The organism is Alteriqipengyuania lutimaris (genome assembly GCF_003363135.1).
GTDB classification, from domain to species: Bacteria; Pseudomonadota; Alphaproteobacteria; order Sphingomonadales; family Sphingomonadaceae; genus Alteriqipengyuania; species Alteriqipengyuania lutimaris.
In genome coordinates, this window is the sequence record NZ_QRBB01000001.1 from 2,300,894 (window position 1) to 2,320,469 (window position 19,576).

17 protein-coding genes are annotated in these 19,576 nt (G+C 66.7%); 12 read left to right on the forward strand and 5 right to left on the reverse strand.

Annotated elements, in window-relative coordinates:
- Nucleotides 1–38: 38 nt before the first annotated feature.
- Nucleotides 39–443: a preprotein translocase subunit SecG gene (gene secG / locus DL238_RS11040; RefSeq protein WP_115492304.1), complete on the reverse strand. Its 405-nt coding sequence runs from the start codon at nt 441–443 to the stop codon at nt 39–41.
- Between the two features lie 75 nt (nt 444–518).
- Nucleotides 519–1,289: a triose-phosphate isomerase gene (gene tpiA, locus DL238_RS11045; RefSeq protein ID WP_115492305.1), complete on the reverse strand. Its 771-nt coding sequence runs from the start codon at nt 1,287–1,289 to the stop codon at nt 519–521.
- 238 nt (nt 1,290–1,527) lie between these two features.
- Between tpiA and DL238_RS11050 the strand changes: the two genes are divergently transcribed.
- The 10 genes from DL238_RS11050 (at nt 1,528) to lexA (ending at nt 12,040) form a co-directional block, all read left to right on the forward strand.
- On the forward strand, nt 1,528–3,465 hold the full coding sequence (locus DL238_RS11050) for a peptidylprolyl isomerase (RefSeq protein ID WP_115492306.1): 1,938 nt from the start codon (nt 1,528–1,530) through the stop codon (nt 3,463–3,465).
- 23 nt (nt 3,466–3,488) lie between these two features.
- On the forward strand, nt 3,489–5,000 hold the full coding sequence (trpE, locus tag DL238_RS11055; RefSeq protein ID WP_115492307.1) for an anthranilate synthase component I: 1,512 nt from the start codon (nt 3,489–3,491) through the stop codon (nt 4,998–5,000).
- Nucleotides 4,997–5,863, forward strand: a complete 867-nt coding sequence (locus tag DL238_RS11060) for a phosphodiester glycosidase family protein (RefSeq protein WP_115492308.1) — start codon at nt 4,997–4,999, stop codon at nt 5,861–5,863. Before trpE ends, DL238_RS11060 begins: the two co-directional genes overlap by 4 nt.
- A complete protein-coding gene (gene pip, locus DL238_RS11065) occupies nt 5,863–6,816 on the forward strand; it encodes a prolyl aminopeptidase (RefSeq protein WP_115492890.1) in 954 nt (317 codons plus the stop codon). The genes DL238_RS11060 and pip overlap by 1 nt, the downstream gene beginning before the upstream one ends.
- Before the next feature lie 121 nt (nt 6,817–6,937).
- On the forward strand, nt 6,938–7,543 hold the full coding sequence (locus DL238_RS11070; RefSeq protein WP_115492309.1) for an anthranilate synthase component II: 606 nt from the start codon (nt 6,938–6,940) through the stop codon (nt 7,541–7,543).
- Nucleotides 7,540–8,532, forward strand: coding sequence for an anthranilate phosphoribosyltransferase (gene trpD / locus DL238_RS11075; protein ID WP_115492310.1), 993 nt, complete (start codon nt 7,540–7,542; stop codon nt 8,530–8,532). Before DL238_RS11070 ends, trpD begins: the two co-directional genes overlap by 4 nt.
- 124 nt (nt 8,533–8,656) lie before the next feature.
- Nucleotides 8,657–9,445, forward strand: a complete 789-nt coding sequence (gene trpC / locus DL238_RS11080) for an indole-3-glycerol phosphate synthase TrpC (RefSeq protein ID WP_115492311.1) — start codon at nt 8,657–8,659, stop codon at nt 9,443–9,445.
- Between the two features lie 160 nt (nt 9,446–9,605).
- Nucleotides 9,606–10,097, forward strand: coding sequence for a cyclic pyranopterin monophosphate synthase MoaC (gene moaC, locus DL238_RS11085; protein WP_115492312.1), 492 nt, complete (start codon nt 9,606–9,608; stop codon nt 10,095–10,097).
- Nucleotides 10,094–11,278, forward strand: coding sequence for a molybdopterin molybdotransferase MoeA (locus tag DL238_RS11090; RefSeq protein ID WP_115492313.1), 1,185 nt, complete (start codon nt 10,094–10,096; stop codon nt 11,276–11,278). The genes moaC and DL238_RS11090 overlap by 4 nt, the downstream gene beginning before the upstream one ends.
- 75 nt (nt 11,279–11,353) lie before the next feature.
- Nucleotides 11,354–12,040: a transcriptional repressor LexA gene (gene lexA / locus DL238_RS11095; protein ID WP_115492314.1), complete on the forward strand. Its 687-nt coding sequence runs from the start codon at nt 11,354–11,356 to the stop codon at nt 12,038–12,040.
- Here lexA and DL238_RS11100 read toward each other — a convergent pair.
- Nucleotides 12,034–14,319 carry a ComEC/Rec2 family competence protein gene (locus DL238_RS11100; RefSeq protein ID WP_234031051.1) on the reverse strand — a complete coding sequence of 762 codons (2,286 nt, stop codon included), beginning with the start codon at nt 14,317–14,319 and terminating at the stop codon, nt 12,034–12,036. The genes lexA and DL238_RS11100 overlap by 7 nt on opposite strands.
- Nucleotides 14,320–14,348: 29 nt before the next feature.
- Here DL238_RS11100 and gltX point away from each other — a divergent pair, with 29 nt between their 5' ends.
- Nucleotides 14,349–15,788, forward strand: a complete 1,440-nt coding sequence (gene gltX, locus DL238_RS11105; RefSeq protein ID WP_115492316.1) for a glutamate--tRNA ligase — start codon at nt 14,349–14,351, stop codon at nt 15,786–15,788.
- Between the two features lie 18 nt (nt 15,789–15,806).
- Nucleotides 15,807–17,093: a citrate synthase gene (locus tag DL238_RS11110; protein ID WP_115492317.1), complete on the forward strand. Its 1,287-nt coding sequence runs from the start codon at nt 15,807–15,809 to the stop codon at nt 17,091–17,093.
- Nucleotides 17,094–17,147: 54 nt separating this feature from the next.
- On the opposite strand, the gene DL238_RS11115 is transcribed toward DL238_RS11110, so the two are convergent.
- Together DL238_RS11115 and DL238_RS11120 are read right to left on the reverse strand one after the other, a co-directional pair.
- Complete coding sequence (locus DL238_RS11115) at nt 17,148–18,527, reverse strand: sensor histidine kinase (RefSeq protein WP_115492318.1); 1,380 nt, start codon at nt 18,525–18,527, stop codon at nt 17,148–17,150.
- Nucleotides 18,528–18,533: 6 nt separating this feature from the next.
- Nucleotides 18,534–19,475 carry a hypothetical protein gene (locus tag DL238_RS11120; RefSeq protein ID WP_234031052.1) on the reverse strand — a complete coding sequence of 314 codons (942 nt, stop codon included), beginning with the start codon at nt 19,473–19,475 and terminating at the stop codon, nt 18,534–18,536.
- Nucleotides 19,476–19,576: the final 101 nt, after the last annotated feature.

Consider the following 19,576-nt stretch of genomic DNA (forward strand, 5'->3'; position numbering starts at 1 on the left):
CAGCGCTCGCCTCAATCCCCGAATTTTGGAAAGAAAAATTACTCGGTCGCGCCCTGGAGCGGATCGGCGTCGCCCTGCGGCACCGGATCGACCGGCGGATCGCCGTCGAGCCCTTCGCTATCGAGAGGGCCCTCCTCCGCCAGCGGATCGCTCGCCAGCGGATCGGCGGGCGCCACCGTGCGGTCGAGCGTCGATTCGATCGCGTCGCCGCCCGAAATATCGACCGCCATCGCGGCAAGGATGATCGACAGGACCACGAAGACGATCGCCAGCCAGCGGGTCGACTTGGTCAGGAAGTCGGCCGCGCCGCGCGCGCTCATCATGCCGCCGGGCGAGCCGCCACCGCCGATGCCCAGCCCCCCGCCTTCGGAGCGCTGCATCAGGATCACTCCGACCAGCGCTGCCGCGACAATCGCCTGGAGAACGGTGAGGAAGAGGAACATTGGCTATGACTGCTTTCGATGATGATTGGCTGCGAAACTAGGAACCGCGGGTTTCCCGCGCAAGCACGAGCGTGCTCAGTCCCGGTTTGCGGTCACTTCCTGCACCGCGAGGACGATGTTCATGAAGCTCTCGGCGGAAAGGCTGGCCCCACCGACGAGCGCGCCGTTGACCTCGGCGCCCGCCATGATCTCGGCTGCGTTGTCGGCATTGACCGAACCGCCATAGATGATGCGCACCGCAGCGCCGTCTTCCTCGCCGAAGGTATCGACCAGATATTCGCGAATCGCGGTGTGCATCTCGGCGATATCCTCGACGCTGGCGGCCTCGCCACTGCCGATCGCCCAGATCGGTTCGTAGGCGATGGTCAGCTTTTCGGCCGGTTCTTCGATATTCGAGGGCATCGAAGCCTTGATCTGCTTGAGCACATGCTCGACCGCCTTGCCCGCCTCGCGCTTGTCGAGCGGTTCGCCGCAGCACAGGATCAGCCTGAGCCCGGCGTCGAGCGCGGCCGCGCCCTTTTCGGCGATCAGCTTGTCCTTCTCGCCATGGCCATCGCGCCGTTCGCTATGGCCCAGAATCACGAATCCGGCGCCCGCATCGGCGACCATTGCGGCGGAGATGTCGCCCGTATGCGCACCGCCATCGGCGGGGTGGCAATCCTGCGCGCCGACGCCGATCTGCTCGGCCTCCCGGCGGACGGGGTGAATCAGGGTGAAGGGCGGCGCCAGCGCGATCTCCACCTGCATAAGCCGCTGCGCCGCGCGATCGATCGCGCGCGCTTCGGACAGCATCGCACGCGTACCGTGCATCTTCCAGTTACCGACGATGAAAGGGCGTTGCGCCATTTCGCTAAAGTCCTGCTTATTTTTGAAATCGGGGTCGCGGACGGGCCATTGCCCGAACGCAGAACGGCGTCGGTAGCCGAGGTCTCGTCCGCAGTCAAAACCCGGCTGAACCCGTATGCACGGCTTGCGGGGTTGCCTTCGCCGATTTAAGGATCGCCGCATACGGCACGGGCGCGTTCATCGGCGCGCGTCCATCGTCCCGCCAGCTTCGATCCTCACCCCAGGACCCGACAAGTTCATGATCAATTTTTTCCGTTCGTTTTTCCAGTCCAAGATCGGCCTCGCGCTCACGATCGGCTTTCTGGTGCTGATCGCGCTCGCATTTGCCAGCGCCGATGTGTCGACCACCGGGACCTTCGGCGGCCTGTCCGGCACCAACAACGTGGCCGTGGTCGGCAAGGAGGAAGTCACCACCGCCGAACTGCGCCAGTCGGCCGACAACGCCTTCCGCCAGGTCCAGCAGAGCGAGCCGACGCTGTCGCTGGAGGAATTCATTGCCGATGGCGGGCTGGAACAGGTGTTCGACACGCTGCTCGACCGGGTGTCGATCTCCGAATTCGGTCGCATCTTGGGTCTGAGAGCGGGCGACAACCTCATCAACAGCGAGATTCGCATGATTCCGGCCTTTGCCGGGCCGGACGGCAATTTTAGCGACGATGTCTATCGCTCGGCCATTCGCAGCCAGGGCCTGACCGACCAGATCGTTCGCGAAGACCTGACCGACGGCCTGATTGCGCGGCAGGTGCTGATCCCCGCCGTCTTCGGCGCGCAATTCCCCGAATCGGTCACGCGCCGCTACGCCACCCAGCTGCGCGAACGACGCGAGGGTTCGATCGCACTGGTCCCGGCGGAATTCTACGTGCCCGAGGAAGACCCGAGCGACGAACAGCTGCAGGCTTTCTACCGTGAAAACCGCGACGATTTCATCCGTCCCGAACGCCGCCAAGTCCGCTACGCCGCGTTCGGAGCCGACGCGCTGGGCGACCGGATCGAGCCGACGCAGGCCGAAATCCGCCAGCGCTACGAGCAGAACGAGGACGATTACAGCGCCAGCGAAGAACGCACCTTCACCCAGCTGATCGTGCCCACCCGCGAAGCCGCGCAAAGCATCCGGAGCCGCGTTGAAGGCGGTGCTTCGCTGTCGGCCGCGGCCCGCGAGGCGGGGCTGGACACATCCGAAATGGGCCCGATCCGGCGCGAGGATTATGCCCAGCAGGCCAACCCGGCCGTGGCGAATGCGGTGTTCTCTGCAGAGGATGGCGCGATCGCGGACATCGCGCGCAGCCCGCTCGGCTTCCATGTCGTGCGAATCGATGACGTAACCGAGATCCCGGCGCGATCGCTCGCGCAGGTGCGCGACGAGATCTTGACCGCGCTGCGCACCGAAAAGCAGCGCCGCGCGCTGAACGAACTCGCAAGCGAGGTTGAGGACCGGATCAACAGCGGCGAATCCTTCCGCGAAGTCGCCGAAGCGCTCGACCTCGACATCGAGACGACCCGGCCGCTGATCGCCTCGGGCCAGGTCTTCGGCGGCGAACAGGGGGAGACCGCGCCCGAACTGGTCCAGCCGCTGGTCCCCACCGTGTTCCAGATGCAGGAAGGGCAGCCGCAGATCGCCCAGGTCCAGGACGGGCAGACCTTCGTCCTGTTCGAGCCTGCCTCGATCACGCGCTCGGCTGCGCCCCCGCTCGCCGAAATCCGCGAAGAGGTCGGCAATCGCTGGAAACTCGCCCGTGGCGCCGAGGCGGCCGAAGAAGCGGCGGCGCGCATCCTCAAGCGCGTGCGCGACGGCAGCACGCTCGCCGCCGCGATGCGCGCGGAGGACAAGCCCCTGCCCCCTGCCCGCCCGCTCAACGTCACGCGCGATCAGCTGCAACAGCAGCAGCAGCCCAACCCGCCGGTGGCGCTGATGTTCGCCATGACCGAAGGCACTGCCAAGCGGATCGAGGCGCCGGGCAATGCTGGCTACTTCCTCGTCGCGCTCGACGAGATCACCGCAGGCGAGCTCGAAGAGGGCGATCCGCTGATCGCCCAGGCACAGCGCGGCTATGGCGAATTGCTGAGCCGCGAATATGGCGACCAACTGCGCGTCGCCATCCGCAACGATATCGGCGTGCAGCGCAGCGACGAAGCGATTGCGGCGGTCGAACGCGATCTGACCGGCGCCAGAAACTGACGTCCAATCCTCCGGGGCACACCATGGTGCACAATTTTGCCGAGGCGCGCGATCGGCTGGCCCGGGGGCTTCCCGCGATGGTCTGGCAACGGCGTATCGCCGACACGCTGACTCCCGTCGGCGCAGCGCTTGCGCTGTTCGAGGACGGGCGTGGCGACTTCCTGCTCGAATCGGTCGAAGGGGGCGAGGCGCGCGGGCGCTACAGCCTGCTGGGGATCGATCCCGACCTCGTGCTGAAGGCCGAAGGCGTCTCGGCTGCGGTCAATCGCGACTGGCGGCGCGATCGCGACGCATTCGAGGAAGTCTCGGGCAACGGCCTCGCTGCGCTGCGTGCGCTGCTGGCCGAAATCGAGATGCCGGTGCCCGAAGACCTGCCGCCTGCGCTCGCGCTGCTGGTCGGCTATTTCGGCTACGAAACGATTTCGCTCGTCGAGAAACTGCCGCGCGCAAGCGAGGACCCGCTGGGTCTGCCGGACATGGTGTTCAGCCGCCCCGGCCTGCTGCTGGTCTTCGACGCGCTGACCGACGAAGTCTTCCTGATCGCGCCCGTATGGCCGTCCGATGCCGAGCCCGAGCAAGCGCTCGACGCCGCCGGGGAGCGTATCGACGAGGCGCTGCGCCGCCTCGCGCAGCCGCTACCGCAGGGCGCCGCCGATCCGGCCACGCTCGACCCGGAAGCGATGGACCTGCGCCCGACCGTCGCGGGCGAGGATTACGCCGCACGCGTGGCGCGCGCGCAGGACTACATCCTTGCGGGCGATATCTTCCAGGTCGTCCTCGCCCAGCGGTTCACCACGCCCTTCCCGCATTCGGCGATGGCGCTCTATCGTGCGCTGCGACGGGTAAATCCTTCGCCGTTCCTCTACCTGCTCGACCTGCCGGAGGTCGGCATCGTCGGCTCCAGCCCCGAAATCCTCGTGCGCCTGCGCGATGGCCAGGTGACCATCCGCCCGATCGCGGGCACGCGCCCGCGCGGCGCCTCGCCGCAGGCCGATCGCGCGGCCGAACGCGAACTGCTCGCCGATCCGAAGGAGCGCGCCGAACACCTCATGCTGCTCGACCTCGGGCGAAACGACGTTGGTCGCGTTTGTGCCCCGGGCAGTGTCGAAGTGACGGACAGCTTCATGGTCGAACGCTATAGCCACGTCATGCATATCGTCAGCAATGTTCAGGGGCGCCTCGGTGCCGGTAAGGATGCGCTCGATGCGCTGTTCGCGGGCTTCCCCGCAGGCACGGTCAGCGGCGCGCCCAAGCTGCGCGCGTGCGAGATCATCGCCGAGCTGGAGGCCGAGAAACGCGGGCCATACGCGGGCGGCGTCGGCTATTTCGCGCCCGACGGCAGCTTCGATTCGTGCATCGTGCTGCGCACCGGCCTGGTGAAGGACGGCACTCTCCACGTCACCGCAGGGGCGGGAATCGTGGCCGACAGCGATCCGGCCTCCGAACAGCGCGAGTGCGAGGCCAAGGCGGGCGCGCTGCTCGCCGCCGCGCGCGAAGCGGTGCATCGTCACGACGAAGCGGGGTTCGGCCAATGACGCTGCGAGCCACATCTGCCGTGGCGCTCGCTCTGCTCGCGCTGACCGCCTGCGACCAGAGCCAGCCGGGCGAGGCGGTGATCCGCACCGACATCAGCGGCGAAAAGGGCGTCGAGATCGCCCGCGCCGACGAGGCTGAGCCTGCGCCCTCCCCCACCCCGACACCGACGCCGAGCGAGACGGCCACGCCCGAGGATTCGGCCTGCCAGCCCGTGCGGTTCGAAGACGTGGTCTTCACCCAGTGCGTCGCCGACCCGGCCGAGCATCGCGTGCGCATGGTGCTGGGCGCACCCTTCCGCAGCCTCGCCAAATTCTCCGCCTCGCGCGCCGAGGATGCCCCGCGCGTCGCCTTCGCGATGAATGCGGGCATGTACGACGGCGAAGGCAAGCCGATCGGCTATTACGTCGAGGAACGCGAGCGGCTGAAGGAGCTCAACCGCAACGAAGGCTCGGGCAATTTCCACATGAAGCCCAACGGCGTGTTCTACGGCACCGGCGGAAACTGGCGGATCAAGACCAGCGACGACTTCTACAGCACCGTCGGCGACCGGCCCGACTTCGGCACGCAGAGCGGCCCGATGCTGCTGATCGACGGAGAGATGCACCCGCAGATTTCGGATGACGGGCCGAGCAAGCGGATCCGTAACGGAGTCGGGATCGACCGCGAGGGCAAGGCGCATTTCGTGATCACCAACCGACCGGTCAGCTTCGGCCAGTTCGCGCGGTTCTTCCGCGATGTGGCCGGAACGCCCAATGCGCTCTATCTCGACGGCAGCGTGTCCTCCTTGTGGGACCCTGCGCGTGGTCGGATGGACACGCGCGCCGATCTGGGCCCGCTGGTGGTCGTCGAATTCAAGGAATGATGATGGAATACGAACGCACGCTTTATCCCGAAATCGAACCCTACGAGACCGGCATGTTCGATGTCGGAGAGGGTCATTCGCTCTATTACGAGCGGGTCGGGACGCCCGGAGCGAAGCCTGCGGTGTTCCTCCACGGCGGCCCCGGCGGCGGGATGAGCCCCGACCATCGGCGCCAGTGGAACCCGGAGAAGTACGACGTCCTCCTATTCGACCAGCGCGGCTGCGGCAAGTCGCTGCCCTTTGCCGAGATCGAGAACAACGACACCTGGCGGATCGTCGAGGATATCGAGCGGCTGCGCCAGATGTGCGGGCACGAGAAATGGCAGGTCTTCGGCGGCAGCTGGGGCGCGACGCTCTCGCTCGCCTACGCGCAGACCTATCCCGAGCGGACCAGCGAGATCGTGCTGCGCGGCGTGTTCCTCGGTCGCCAGAAGGAAAAGGACTGGCTCTACACCTATGGTGCGAGCGAGATCATGGCCGAACAATGGGACAAGTTCACCGGCCTGATCCCCGAGGACGAGCGCGGCGATCTGGTGAAGGCCTACCACGCGCGCCTGACCAGCGACGACGAGGAAACCCGCCTCGCCGCCGCGAAGGAATGGTCGCTGTGGGAAGGCAATGTCGCGACACTGCTGCCCAACGAGGAACTGCTCGGCAGCTTCGCCGATCCGTCCAAGGCTGTGCCCTTCGCCCGCATCTGCGCACGCTTCTTCCTCGAAAACTTCTTTCTCGAGGAAGGCCAGCTGCTGCGCGATGTCGGCAAGATCAAGGACATCCCCGGCATCATCGTGCAGGGCCGCCACGACATCTGCACCCCGCCCGTCTCCGCATGGGAGCTGAAGAAGGCCTGGCCCGAAGCCGAGCTCTGGATCGTCCACGACGCGGGCCATTCGGCGGGCGAACCGGGCATCATCGACGGGCTGGTGAGGGCTACGGACAAGCTGGCGGGGTAGGAACAACCGCTCTATCCGCTCGTGCTGAGCCGGTCGAAGCACTGTCCTTCTTGAAGAAAAAGAACGACCCGTCGACAAGCTCAGGGTGAGCGGAATGGAAAGCGGAAGACTCGGTAAATCAATGATCCTCGTCATCGACAATTACGACAGCTTCACCTTCAACCTGGTCCACTACCTGCAGGAACTGGGCGCCGAGGTTCGCGTGGAGCGCAACGACGCGCTGACCGCCCGCGAAGCGGTGGGCAGCGGGGTGAAGGGCATCCTTCTCTCGCCCGGCCCGCGGACGCCGAACGAGGCGGGCATCACGCTCGATACCGTGGCCGCCTGCGCCGACGCGGGGCTCCCGCTTCTCGGCGTATGCCTCGGCCATCAGGCGATCGGGCAGCATTTCGGCGGGCGCGTCGTGCAGGGCGGGCTGATGCACGGCAAGACCAGTGCGGTGACGCATGACGGCAGCGGCGTGTTCGCTGGCCTCCCCAGCCCCTTCAACGCCACCCGCTATCACTCGCTGGTGGTGGAGGACATTCCCCAGACATTGCACGTCAACGCGACCAGCGAGACCCCGGGGCTCGACGGCACCAGCGTGATGGGCTTCCGCCACGCCGAGCTGCCGATCCACGGCGTGCAGTTCCACCCGGAAAGCATCGCCACCCAGCACGGCCACGATCTGCTCGCCAATTTCCTTGCCATCTGCGGCATCGAAGCGCGCGAAAGGCAGGCGGCATGAAATCGCTCCCGCTCGCCGTCCCGCACATGAACGAGGCCGAGGCCGAGGAGGTCTTTGGCTGGATCCTCGACGGGGAAGCAACCGATCAGGAAATCGCGCGCTTCCTGCTCGCGATGACCGAACGCAGCGAAACCGCCGACGAGATCGCGGGCGCCGCGCGAGCGCTCAGGGCGCGCTATATCCCGGTCGACGGGCCCGACAACGCGATCGACGTGTGCGGCACCGGCGGCGACGGGCACCACACGCTCAACGTCTCGACCGCTGTGGGTTTGGTGGTCGCCGCCTGCGGCGTGCCGGTTGCGCGGCACGGCAACCGCGCGATCTCCTCGCTCTCGGGCGTGGCGGATACGCTCGAGGTGCTCGGCCTCGATATGGAAGCTGCCGGTCGCACCGCGGAAAAGACGCTCAACGAGATCGGCATCTGCTTCCTCTTCGCGCCCAACCACCACCCCGCGATGCGGCGCATTCAGCCGATCCGCAAGGAACTGGGCCGGCGGACGATCTTCAACCTGATGGGCCCGCTGTCGAACCCCGTGGGCGTGAAGCGCCAGCTGATCGGCATCGCGCGCCCCGGCTATGTCTCGATCTATGGCGAGGCTGCAGCGCGCCTCGGCACCGAGCGAACGCTGATCGTCTCGGGCGATGAAGGCCTCGACGAACTGAGCCTCGCCGCCGGGAACGAGATGGCGGATGTCACCGGCCACGAATTTGCGATGAAGCGCGTCGATGCGGGGCTCGCGGGCCTCGAACACGCGCCGGTCGAAGCCATTCGCGGCGGCGATCCTCAGCACAACGCCAAGGCATTGAGCGCCTTGCTGCAAGGCACGCCGGGGCCGTATCGCGACGCGGTGCTGTTCAACTCAGCCGCCGCGCTGATCGCAGCGGGCGAGACCGAGGACTGGAAAGAAGGGGCCGTGCGCGCAGGCGAAGCGATCGACAGCGGCGGGGCGCAGCGGCTGCTCGAGCGCTGGATTGCGATGGCTCGCTAGGCTTCATCCTAATGACCCGCTCGTCCTGAGCCTGTCGAAGGACCGTCCTTCTTCCCGCGCCTCCACGGAAAGATAAATGCGACCCTTCGACAGGCTCAGGGTGAGCGGATATTGAGGTAGACACTTGAACAAACTCGAAGAAATCTGCGCCACCAAGCGCGACGAAGTTGCCGAGCGCCAGTCCGCCACGCAAGTCGGCGAACTGATTGCCCGGATCACCGCTCAGGCCCCGCCGCGCGGGTTCGAGGCTGCGCTGCGCCAGACACACGCCGACGGCCGCCGCGCGCTGATCGCAGAAATCAAGAAAGCTTCTCCCTCCAAGGGATTGATCCGCGAGGATTTTCAGCCCGCAGAGCACGCGAAAGCCTATGCCGCCGCGGGCGCAAGCTGTCTCTCCGTCCTCACCGACGCGCCCTATTTCCAGGGCCACGCCGACTACCTCATCGCCGCGCGCGAAGCGGTCGCCCTGCCCGCGCTGCGCAAGGATTTCATGGTCGATCCATGGCAATGCGGCGAAGCGCGCGCGATGGGGGCCGACGCGATCCTGATTATCGTCGCCGCGCTGACCGACCAGCAGGCGCAGGAAATCGAAGCCGCAGCCGACGAACTGGGCATGGACGTGCTGGTCGAGGTCCACGACGCCGCCGAGATGGAGCGGGCGCACAAGCTCAAGTCGCGGCTGATCGGCATCAACAACCGCGACCTGCGCAGCTTCGAAACCGACATAGCCACCACCGAGGCGCTGATCCCGCTCGCACCCGAAGGCGCGTTCCTCATCTCCGAAAGCGGCATCGCCACCGCCGGAGACTGCGCCCGGCTCGAAGAGGCGGGCGCGCATGGCTTCCTCGTCGGCGAGAGCCTGATGCGGCGCCCCGATGTCGAGGCCGCGACGCGGGCCCTGCTGGCACGCTGAGACTGTCCTACCGCTCCGCTCCATGGCATGATCAGGCAATGGCCCTCACCCGTCCCTCGCTTCGCCCCTCCCTGTTACTTTTCGACACCATGACACCCGGCCGGTTTTTTGCCTCTGAACAGTGTGTCAGGTGTGTCAACCGTTCTGCGGGAGCGACGAGTTGAGCGGGTTGACGCATCTTGACGAGAACGGCGCTGCCCGGATGGTCGATGTCGGAGGCAAGGCCGAAACCGCCCGCTCCGCCACCGCGACCGGCCGCATCGCGATGAATGCGGACGCGCTCGCCGCGATCCGCGATGACACCGTGCCAAAGGGCGACGTGCTCGCCGCGGCGCGGATCGCCGGGATCATGGCCGCCAAAAAGACCGGCGAACTCATCCCGCTGTGCCACCCCCTCGCGCTCGACAGCGTGAGCGTGGAGTGCGCGCTCGAACAGGATGCGGTGCGCGTTACCGCCATCGCTTCGCTGACCGGCAAGACCGGGGTGGAGATGGAAGCGATGGTCGCGTGCAACATCGCGCTCCTGACGATCTACGACATGGCCAAGGCGCTCGACAAAGGCATGGTGATCCAGCAGGTGCGCTTGCTCTCCAAGACCGGCGGCAAGTCGGGCGACTGGCATGCGGCCAATGATCCGGACGAAGGCGCATGACGCCGCCGATCGATCTCGAGCAGGCGCAGGCCCGGCTCCTGGCGATGCTCCGGTCGGGTCCGGCGATCGCATGTCCCGTCGGCGAGGCAGGCGGACGCTTCCTCGCAAAGCCCGCCATCGCCCGGCGCAACAATCCTCCCAAGGACCTGTCGGCGATGGACGGCTATGCGACCATCGGCGACGGGCCTTGGGAACTGGTCGGAGAGGCACGGGCAGGCCTGCCTTTCGCCAAGGCGCTGAGCACCGGCATGGCGGTCCGCATCTCGACCGGGGCGCACATGCCGACCTGCGCCGATGCGGTGCTGATCCAGGAGAATGCCCGGGTCGAGGGCGACACGCTGTTTGCCGAAGAAGCCCCCGATCCGAACTTCATCCGGCGCGCAGGGCTCGATTTCGAAGCCAACGACGTGCTGATCGAACCGGGCGGGCCGCTCGGTGCGGCGCAGATGGCTCTCGCGCGGGCGGGCGGGCTGGCGAAGATCGTCGTCCATGAGGTGCCGCAGGTTGCGGTGGTCGAAGTGGGCGACGAATTGTGCGCCGACCCTTCCATCTGCGCACCGACCCAGATCCCTGCGGTAAACGGCGCGATGCTGGCCAGCATGGCGCGCGGTGCGGGTGCCGATGTGTCCCCCCATGGCCCCGTCGCCGACGATGCCGATGCGCTGGTGGAAACGCTCTGGGAAGCGCGCGATGCCGCCCTGATCGTCATCAGCGGCGGTGCGTCGGTCGGCCCGCACGACCTCGTCAAACCGGCGCTTGAGGCGGCGGGGTTCACGATCGATTTCTGGCGCGTCGCGATCAAGCCGGGAAAGCCGCTGCTCGTCGCGCGGCGTGGCAATACGGTGGCGCTCGGCCTGCCGGGCAATCCCGTGTCGAGCTTCGTCACCGGCTTCCTGTTCATGGCGCCCGCGATCCGCAAATTGGCCGGAGCTGCGGCCTGCCTGCCGCGCGCGGTCCCCCTTCCGCTTGCCGCACCCCTTCCCGCCGGGGGGAAGCGGCGCGAGTTCCTGCGCGCGACATGGACCGACGCAGGCGTCATCGCGGCAGAGGTGCAGGACAGTTCCGCACTGCTCCCTCTGGCCCGCGCGGATGTGCTGATCGACCGCCCCGCCGGTGCCGATCGATCCGATACGGGGGCGTTTGTTCCATGCTACCTGTTGGAAAACCGCGCATATGCTTGACTTGCAAAATCGAGTTGCCTAATTGTTCCGCATTCGTTCGCATGGAGGCGAACATGATTGGCGGAGATCGCACCTATGTTGACCGCAAAGCAGCATGAATTGCTCCGGTTTATCCAGCAGCGACTGGAGGAGACCGGCATCTCGCCTTCTTTCGAGGAAATGAAGGAGGCGCTCGATCTCAAGAGCAAGTCGGGCGTGCACCGCCTGATTTCGGCGCTGGAGGAACGCGGCTTCATCCGCCGCCTGCCCAACCGGGCACGCGCGCTCGAAGTGCTCAAGATGCCCGACAGCGCGGTCGCCGGCTCGATGCCCAAGCCTGCCAACGATCTGGGAGCGCAGACCACCCGGGTCCCTGCGCAGATGCCCGAAGCCGCCAATGACGTGATCGACATTCCGCTCCACGGGCGCATTGCAGCAGGCGCCCCGATCGAGGCTTTCGAGGATCACCAGAGCCTGCCCGTGCCCGCCGCGCTGCTCGGCCCGGGCGAGCATTTCGCGCTCGAAGTCTCGGGCGATTCGATGATCGAGGCGGGGATCTTCGACGGCGACTACGCGCTGATCCGGCGCGCCGACACCGCGCGCGACGGCGATATCGTGGTCGCGCTGGTCGAAAACGAGGAAGCGACCCTCAAGTACCTTTGGCGCGATGGCGGCCGCATCCGGCTCGACCCGGCCAACGCCAGCTACGAACCGCAGATTTACGAGAGCCGGGCAGTCCAGGTGCAGGGCAAGCTGGCGGGGCTGCTGCGCCGCTATCACTGAGGGCTGTTTTCGGGCCGGTCGCGTTCGACGCCGCCCTGAGGCACGCCGCCCTCCCCGTGCCACCAGCCATGCTCGCCCTGCCCCTGCGCGACGGTTTCGACCTTGCGCGAGGCAAGGCGGATCGCAAGGCCGCCCGTCTCTTCCAGCATCCGCCGGTCGGCCTTGAGCCAGCGCGGACGGCAGCTGCGGGGCAGCCAGCGGTCCGCAACCACGATGTCGACCCGCGCGCAGGCCGCCGCCAGATCGCGCTCGGTCACGTAGTCGCGTCCGCGGGCGAGCAGGAGGCGATGGGTACGTCCCCCGCGCTCGATGCTCGCGACGCAGAATTCCGGGCTGCACCGCGCGCCCGGCCACTGCGCCAGCGGCATCGGCTCACCGTCGAGCGCGCCCAGTTCGGCCAGCGTGTCGCTGGCATAGGATGAGCGGGAGTCGCGCAGGGACAGCAGCCTGCCGTCCTCGATGATCCCGACATGCCGCCCGTCGCGCGAGACGAGCACATCGGGCCGCGGCGTGGTGATGGTCAGGATAGCGGCCAGCGTGGCGGGCGCGAGGCCCCAGAACCGCACCCGGCCGCTCCACAACGCCAGCCACAGCCCTCCGGCGACGAAGAGGAAGAACGCGAAGCCCCCCATGTGCGGCGCCAGCTTGACCGCTCCAGGCTGGCTCGCCGTCAGATGCGCGATGCCCAGCAGCAGGTCGAGCGACTGGCCCACCAGCCACCATACCGGCGCGCCCAGCCCCACCAGGTCGAGCGCCAGCGCCAGCGCGATCAGCGGCATCGAAACGAAGGTGACGAGCGGAATGCCGATCATGTTGGCGAGCGCGCCATACATCCCGGCACGATGGAAGTTGAAGAGCACGATCGGCATCAGCGCGATCTCGATTACGAAGCCCGTCACCAGCAGCATCGCCCCGCCGCGCAGCGGGCGCATCCACCAGCCCTCCTCGCGCGGGGCGAGGAAGGCGCGTACCGGAGCGCTGTTGTGAAGCGCCACGATGGCGAGCACGGCGGCGAAGCTCATCTGGAAGCTCGGCCCCACGAGGCTCTCGGGCCACAGCAGCAGGACGAAGCCGGCGGCCACCGCCAGCAGCCGGAAGGTCAGCGGTTCGCGCCCCAGCGCCAGCGCGATCAGGACGAGCACCGCTGCCGCGCAGCTGCGCACGGTGGGCACCTCCGCGCCGGTCAGCAGGGTGTACCCCACCCCCGCCAGCGCGCCGATCGCCGCCGCGACGACCGGCAGGCGAACGCGCAAGGTCAGCCATGGCCACAACGCCAGCAGCTTGAGCGCGAGGAAGTACCCTCCCGCGATCACCGCGCTGACGTGAAGCCCGCTGATCGAGAGCAGGTGCGTCAGGCCAGCGTCGCGCATCGCATCCTCGTCCGCCTCGGCGATAGCGCCCCGGTCTCCACTGGCGAAGGCCGCCGCTATGCTTCCCGCCGACCCGCCAAGCTGCGAGCGGACGTGGGCAGACAGCTCGCGCTGGACCTGTGCGATTCCGCCCCAACCCTGGGGCGGACGCTCGATCACCTCGACCTCGCCCATCGCGGAGCCGGTCGCGGCGAGGCCCTGGAACCAGGCGGTTCGTGCGAAGTCGTAGCCTCCGGGCACCAGTGGGGCGGCGGGCGGCATCAGCCGAGCTGGCAGGTGGACTATCGCGCCCCGCTGCATCTGCGCACTCGCCTGTTCCAGCGGCACGTTGATCCGGAGCTTGATTGCCTCGCCGCTCTCGGCATCGCGCGTGGCGACGATCAGCCGCACCCGGTCACGCGCAGGCTGTTCCTCCCGCTCGAGGATCGCCGCCTCCATCGTGCGCATCTGCGGATAGGGTATCGCCGGTGCACCCACGATGGCCGAGCGTGCCCATATCAGCCCGATCCCGAAGGCAAGCGCGAGGCCGAGCGCGACAAGCGCCAAGGCCAGGTTCGGCACGCGCTGTCGCCACAACATCGCGGCGCCGCCTGCAGCCATAAGGAGCGCCAGTGCAGTTGCCGTCAACCAAGCTTCGCGGTTCGGCAGGGCGAACCACAATGCGATGCCTGCAATTGCCGCGACGACCAGCCAAGGTCCGCGCTCCAGCGCCGCTCGGCCGAGCCCTTCCTCGATTGCGGAAGGGATGGCGGCGAGCAGGCTGGACACAGCGCCAGCCACCTGCCAAAGCCGCTGCTGCGCTGCACCATCGCCCGCACCGCTCGCCCACTCGTCCGCCATGACGGATCGACTGACGCGGCCGGTCGTTATGTCCCCTACGGGACCGGGTGACGGTGTCGGCGACGCCATGAAAGAGAATGGAAAGGATGCGCACTTAGATGGCAAGCGAAACCGGCACGATCATTACCCGCTTCGCTCCATCACCGACCGGCTTTCTGCATCTGGGCGGCGCGCGCACCGCGCTGTTCAACTGGCTTTACGCGCGCCACCATGGCGGCAAGGCGCTGCTCCGGATCGAGGATACGGACAAGAAGCGCTCCACCCAGGATGCGATCGACAAGATCATCGAAGGGCTCGACTGGCTCGGGCTCGATTACGATGAGCCTGCCGTTTTCCAGTCCGAGCGCGCCGAACGCCATGCCGAAGTGGCGAACATCCTCCTCGACAACGGCCATGCCTATCGCTGCTACGCCACTCCCGAAGAGCTGGACGCGATGCGCGCCGAGCAACGCGCCAACAAGCAGCCGATGCGCTACGATGGGCGCTGGCGCGACCGTGAGCCGGGGCCGGAGCAGGAAGGCATGCCCTTCACCGTGCGTCTGAAGGTGCCCAAGGACGGCGAGACTGCGATCGAGGACGAAGTTCAGGGCCGCGTGACGGTCAGGAACGAAGAGATCGACGACTACATCCTCCTGCGCGCCGACGGCACGCCGACTTACATGCTGGCGGTGGTGGTCGACGACCATGACATGGGCGTGACCCACGTGATCCGCGGAGACGACCATCTCAACAATGCCTTCCGCCAGCTGCCGATCTACCGTGCGATGCACGCGATCGAGGGCAACTGGCCCGACCCGGTCTATGCCCACGTCCCGCTTATCCACGGCAGCGATGGCGCAAAGCTGTCCAAGCGTCACGGCGCAGTGGGCGTGGAAGCCTATCGCGACGAGCTGGGCATCCTGCCCGAGGCGCTGTTCAATTACCTGCTGCGCCTCGGCTGGGGCCACGGCGACCGCGAGGAAATCACGCAGGCCGAGGCGATCGAGCTGTTCGATCTCGACGGCGTGGGCCGCAGCCCCGCCCGCTTCGACATCAAGAAGCTGCAGAACCTCAACGGCCACTACATCCGCGAGGCCGACGATACGCGTCTCGCCGATCTGGTGGCGGAGGAACTGGCAGGCAGCGTCGAAGGAGAGATCGACCGCGATCTGCTGACCCGGGCGATGCCGGTGCTCAAGACCCGTGCCAAGGATACGCACGAACTCGCTGAAAATGCGCGCTTCCTGTTCCTCAAACGGCCACTCACTCTGACCGAGAAGGCAGCGGGCCTTCTCGACGAGGAGGCACGCGCTCGTCTGGCCGAAGTGCACAGCGCTCTGGCTGCCGAAAACGACTGGACAACCGAATCGCTCGAAGCCACTACCAAGGCGCTTGCAGAGCGGCTCGAACTGGGCCTCGGAAAGCTCGCCCAGCCCCTCCGGGCCGCCCTCACCGGGACGACGACGAGCCCCGGAATTTTCGATGTTCTCGTCCTTCTGGGAAAAACGGAATCGCTTGGGCGCATCGAAGCGCAGGCAGCCCCCGGCAAGCAACAATAACGACTAAGGAGACCCCGCATGGCAGACTCACCCGCAAAGCTCGATATTGGCGGCAGCACGCAGGAATTCCCGGTGCTCGAAGGCAGCTGCGGGCCCGAGGTCATGGATATCCGAAAGTTCTACGGAACGACCGGCAAGTTCACCTATGATCCGGGCTTCAAGTCGACCGCGAGCTGCGAAAGCGCGCTGACCTTCATCGATGGTGAGGAAGGCGTTCTGCTTCACCGCGGCTATCCGATCGGGCAGCTGGCCGAACAGTCCAGCTTCATGGAAACCGCCTATCTGCTGCTGAATTCGGAGTTGCCTTCGAAGGACGAGCTCGACGATTTCACCTACACGATCACGCGGCATACGATGCTGCACGATCAGCTGCGCCAGTTCTACCAGGGCTTCCGCCGCGATGCGCACCCGATGGCGATCATGTGCGGCGTGGTCGGCGCGCTGTCCGCGTTCTACCATGACAGCACCGACATTTCGGATCCCGAGCACCGCAAGATCAGCAGCCACCGCCTGATCGCGAAGATGCCGACGATCGCCGCCTGGGCATACAAGTACTCGATCGGCCAGCCCTTCATGCAGCCGGACAATTCGCTCAGCTACACGGGCAATTTCCTGCGCATGACCTTCGGCGTTCCGGCCGAGGAATATGAGGTCATCCCCGAGGTCGAAAAGGCGATGGACCGGATCTTCATCCTCCATGCCGACCACGAACAGAACGCCTCGACCAGCACCGTGCGGCTCGCCGGTTCGTCGGGCGCGAACCCCTTCGCCTGCATCGCGGCGGGCATCGCCTGCCTGTGGGGCCCGGCGCATGGCGGCGCCAACGAAGCCGCACTCAACATGCTGCGCGAGATCGGCACGCCCGACAAGATCCCGCACTATATCGAGCGTGCGAAGGACAAGGACGATCCGTTCCGCCTGATGGGCTTCGGCCACCGCGTCTACAAGAATTACGATCCGCGCGCGACCGTGATGCAGGAAACCGTGCGCGAGGTGTTCACCGCGCTCAAGGTCGACGATCCGGTGTTCGAAACCGCGCTGCGGCTCGAGGAAATGGCGCTCAACGATCCCTATTTCATCGAGAAGAAGCTGTTCCCGAACGTCGATTTCTACTCGGGCATCATCCTGTCGGCGATCGGCTTCCCGACCACGATGTTCACCGCGCTCTTCGCCCTCGCCCGCACGGTCGGCTGGGTGGCGCAGTGGAACGAGATGATTTCCGATCCTGCTCAGGTGATCGGCCGTCCGCGCCAGCTCTATACCGGCCCGACCCAGCGCGACTACGTGCCCGTCGACAAGCGCTGATCCAGGGCGAGTTTACACAAAAGGGCCGCGGCGAAAGCTGCGGCCCTTTTTGCGTCAGCCGCCGGCCGGCACCGATAGGGTGAAGGTCGCGCCCTCTCCCGGCGTGCTCTCGATCGTCAGATCGCCGCCCATCGCCTGCGCGAGGCGTTTGGAGATATAGAGGCCAAGCCCCGACCCGCCGCCGTCGCTGCGGCCGAGGCGTTCGAACTTGTCGAACACGATGCGCTGCGCCTGCGCGTCGAGACCGGGGCCTTGGTCCGACACCGAAACGCGCGCCTTGCCGCCCTCTTGGCCGAGCGAGACCGTGATGGTCGAACCTTCGGGTGAATAGCGGATCGCGTTGCCCACGAGGTTGAGAAGAACCTGCAAGACACGCCGGAATTCGGCCGTGGCAGGCTGACTTGAACCGCGCGGCGGCGGGGCAATCGTGATCTTCTTCTCCTGCGCACGGACGGCAAGAATACCCGCCGCCCGCTGAGCGACATCGGCAAGGTCGATCGGATCGGGAGCGGCGCGAAAGCCATCCGATTCCACGACTTCGAGATCGGTCAGATCATCTACCAGCGACAGCAGGTGTTGCCCTGCGTTGACGATATCGCGCGCATAATCGCTGTATTCATCGCCCAGCGGTCCTGCGAGGCGAGATCGGATCGTTTCCGCATTGGCCACGATACGCGCGATCGGCTGGCGCAGGATCGGGGTCAGATCGCGCCCGATCGAGGCACCGTCATCCGCCCGGCGGTCACGCCGTTCCTTGCGGGCAACCCATGCGCGATTGGCGATCAGGTAAAGCTCGAACCCCTGCGACCCCGGCGTCGGCGCGCCGAGCGGGATCAGGCGTGCGGTCCAGTTGCGCGGGCTGCCGTCGATCGAGACGCGCGCCTGGTCGAGCAGACGCCAGTGTAGCGGCTGGGCATGCTGGCTGCCCTCGATATCGACGAAATCAGTCCACATCTGGCCCAGGTTCTCGCTCATCCGCTTGAGCAGGGGCTGGAGATCTTCCGCCTCGGTATGGACGGTCAGAACCTTCTGGTCGGCATCGAGCCGGGCGTGCAGTTCGGCGAGGGCGTCGTCGATGGCGTCGCGGCGCGCGGCAGCATCGTCGTCGCTATCGGCAGGCGGCGGGCTTGCCTGCCAGGTTACGATTCCGATGGCGCAGCCGGTTGCAGCGGAGCCGGTGTCCTCGGTCGGGATGATCTCCATCCAGCTCTTGATCCGGTCGGCCCCGTCGAAGGCGTGGATCGTGCGACCGAGCCGCAGGTTCGTCCGGCGCGCTTTGCGCACCTGCTCGCGCAGTTCGGGAATCGCGATCACGCCGGGAATCTCGCCTCCGCAACGCCGCTGGAGCGCGGCGAGCGGCTCGTCGGCGGCGATCAGGCGGTCCTGCTCGTCGGTGCGCGCACGCGCAATGTAGCTCTGTTCGGAGTCGTCCATCACGTCCTACTCGGCGTGCCCGTAGGGCGAGGAAACAAGAAGCGCGCGTGCATCCGCCGTACTCACCTGCCCGATGGCGTCAGGCATTGTGGCATCCGGATGCAGGGAGCGGAGTTGGGCGCGGGTTTCGGCGAAGCTGAGCCCCGCCGCGCGCAGCGACAGGGCGAACCGCACGAGCAGGCGATCATTGGTCGAAACAACGATGATGTCGCGTTCCTGCGCCGCCCGATGCGCCAGCGCCGTGAGGAACAGCGCTGCGCCGCCATGCGTCAGCGACAGGGCGACGTCGGCGCGCTGGCCCAAACCCTTGACCGTCCGGTCGAGAAGCGAAAGCCGCGCCTCGTTCTCGGCGCGCATCCGGCGAATACGCTCTTCGACCTTGGCGGCGAGATCCTCGCTCACGTCGTCGCGCTGACGCCGCCAGACCGAGAGAAAATTGGTGAACTGGTCTTCCGGCAGCTCGGCCAGCGGCATTTCCATCCGCTTCTGCTGCTCGATGAAGCGGGCCTGCGCGGCGAGCGCGCCCATCGCCGCATCGGCAAGGTCTGCGTCTTCGGACGAGATCAGCGACTGCAGCAGGGGCGAGAGAACCGGGTCGATCCCGTTTCGCCCGCGCAACCGGTCCGCCAGCTGCCATTCGATCGCCAGCGCGTGGCAATGGCCCAGGAATGCGGCATGGCGCGCAAGCTCTTCGCCCAGCGCATCCGCGCGGCCATCAGCATAGCCGAAGATATCGTTCGCGCCCATCTCCTCCGCCTCGACCCGCAGCAGGCGGTAGGCCGCACTGCGCAGCATGCCGCGCACGCGCGCAATGATGGAATCGCTGAACAGCGAGCGATCATGCGTGTTGAGGAAGTGGGTGAGGACAGGCGTAAGGGTCGACAGCGCCATGTCCCCCCGCGCCAGTTCGGCACGCAGGTTCGCGTCGACCGGTTGGTCTACGTGCATTGAATCCGGTAATGTCTCCGGCACGCTGGTCATGGGCCTGTCAGTCACCGTCCTTGCTTAGCCCGCTATCGTTAAGGGGCCATTATCCCTGATCGATCGCG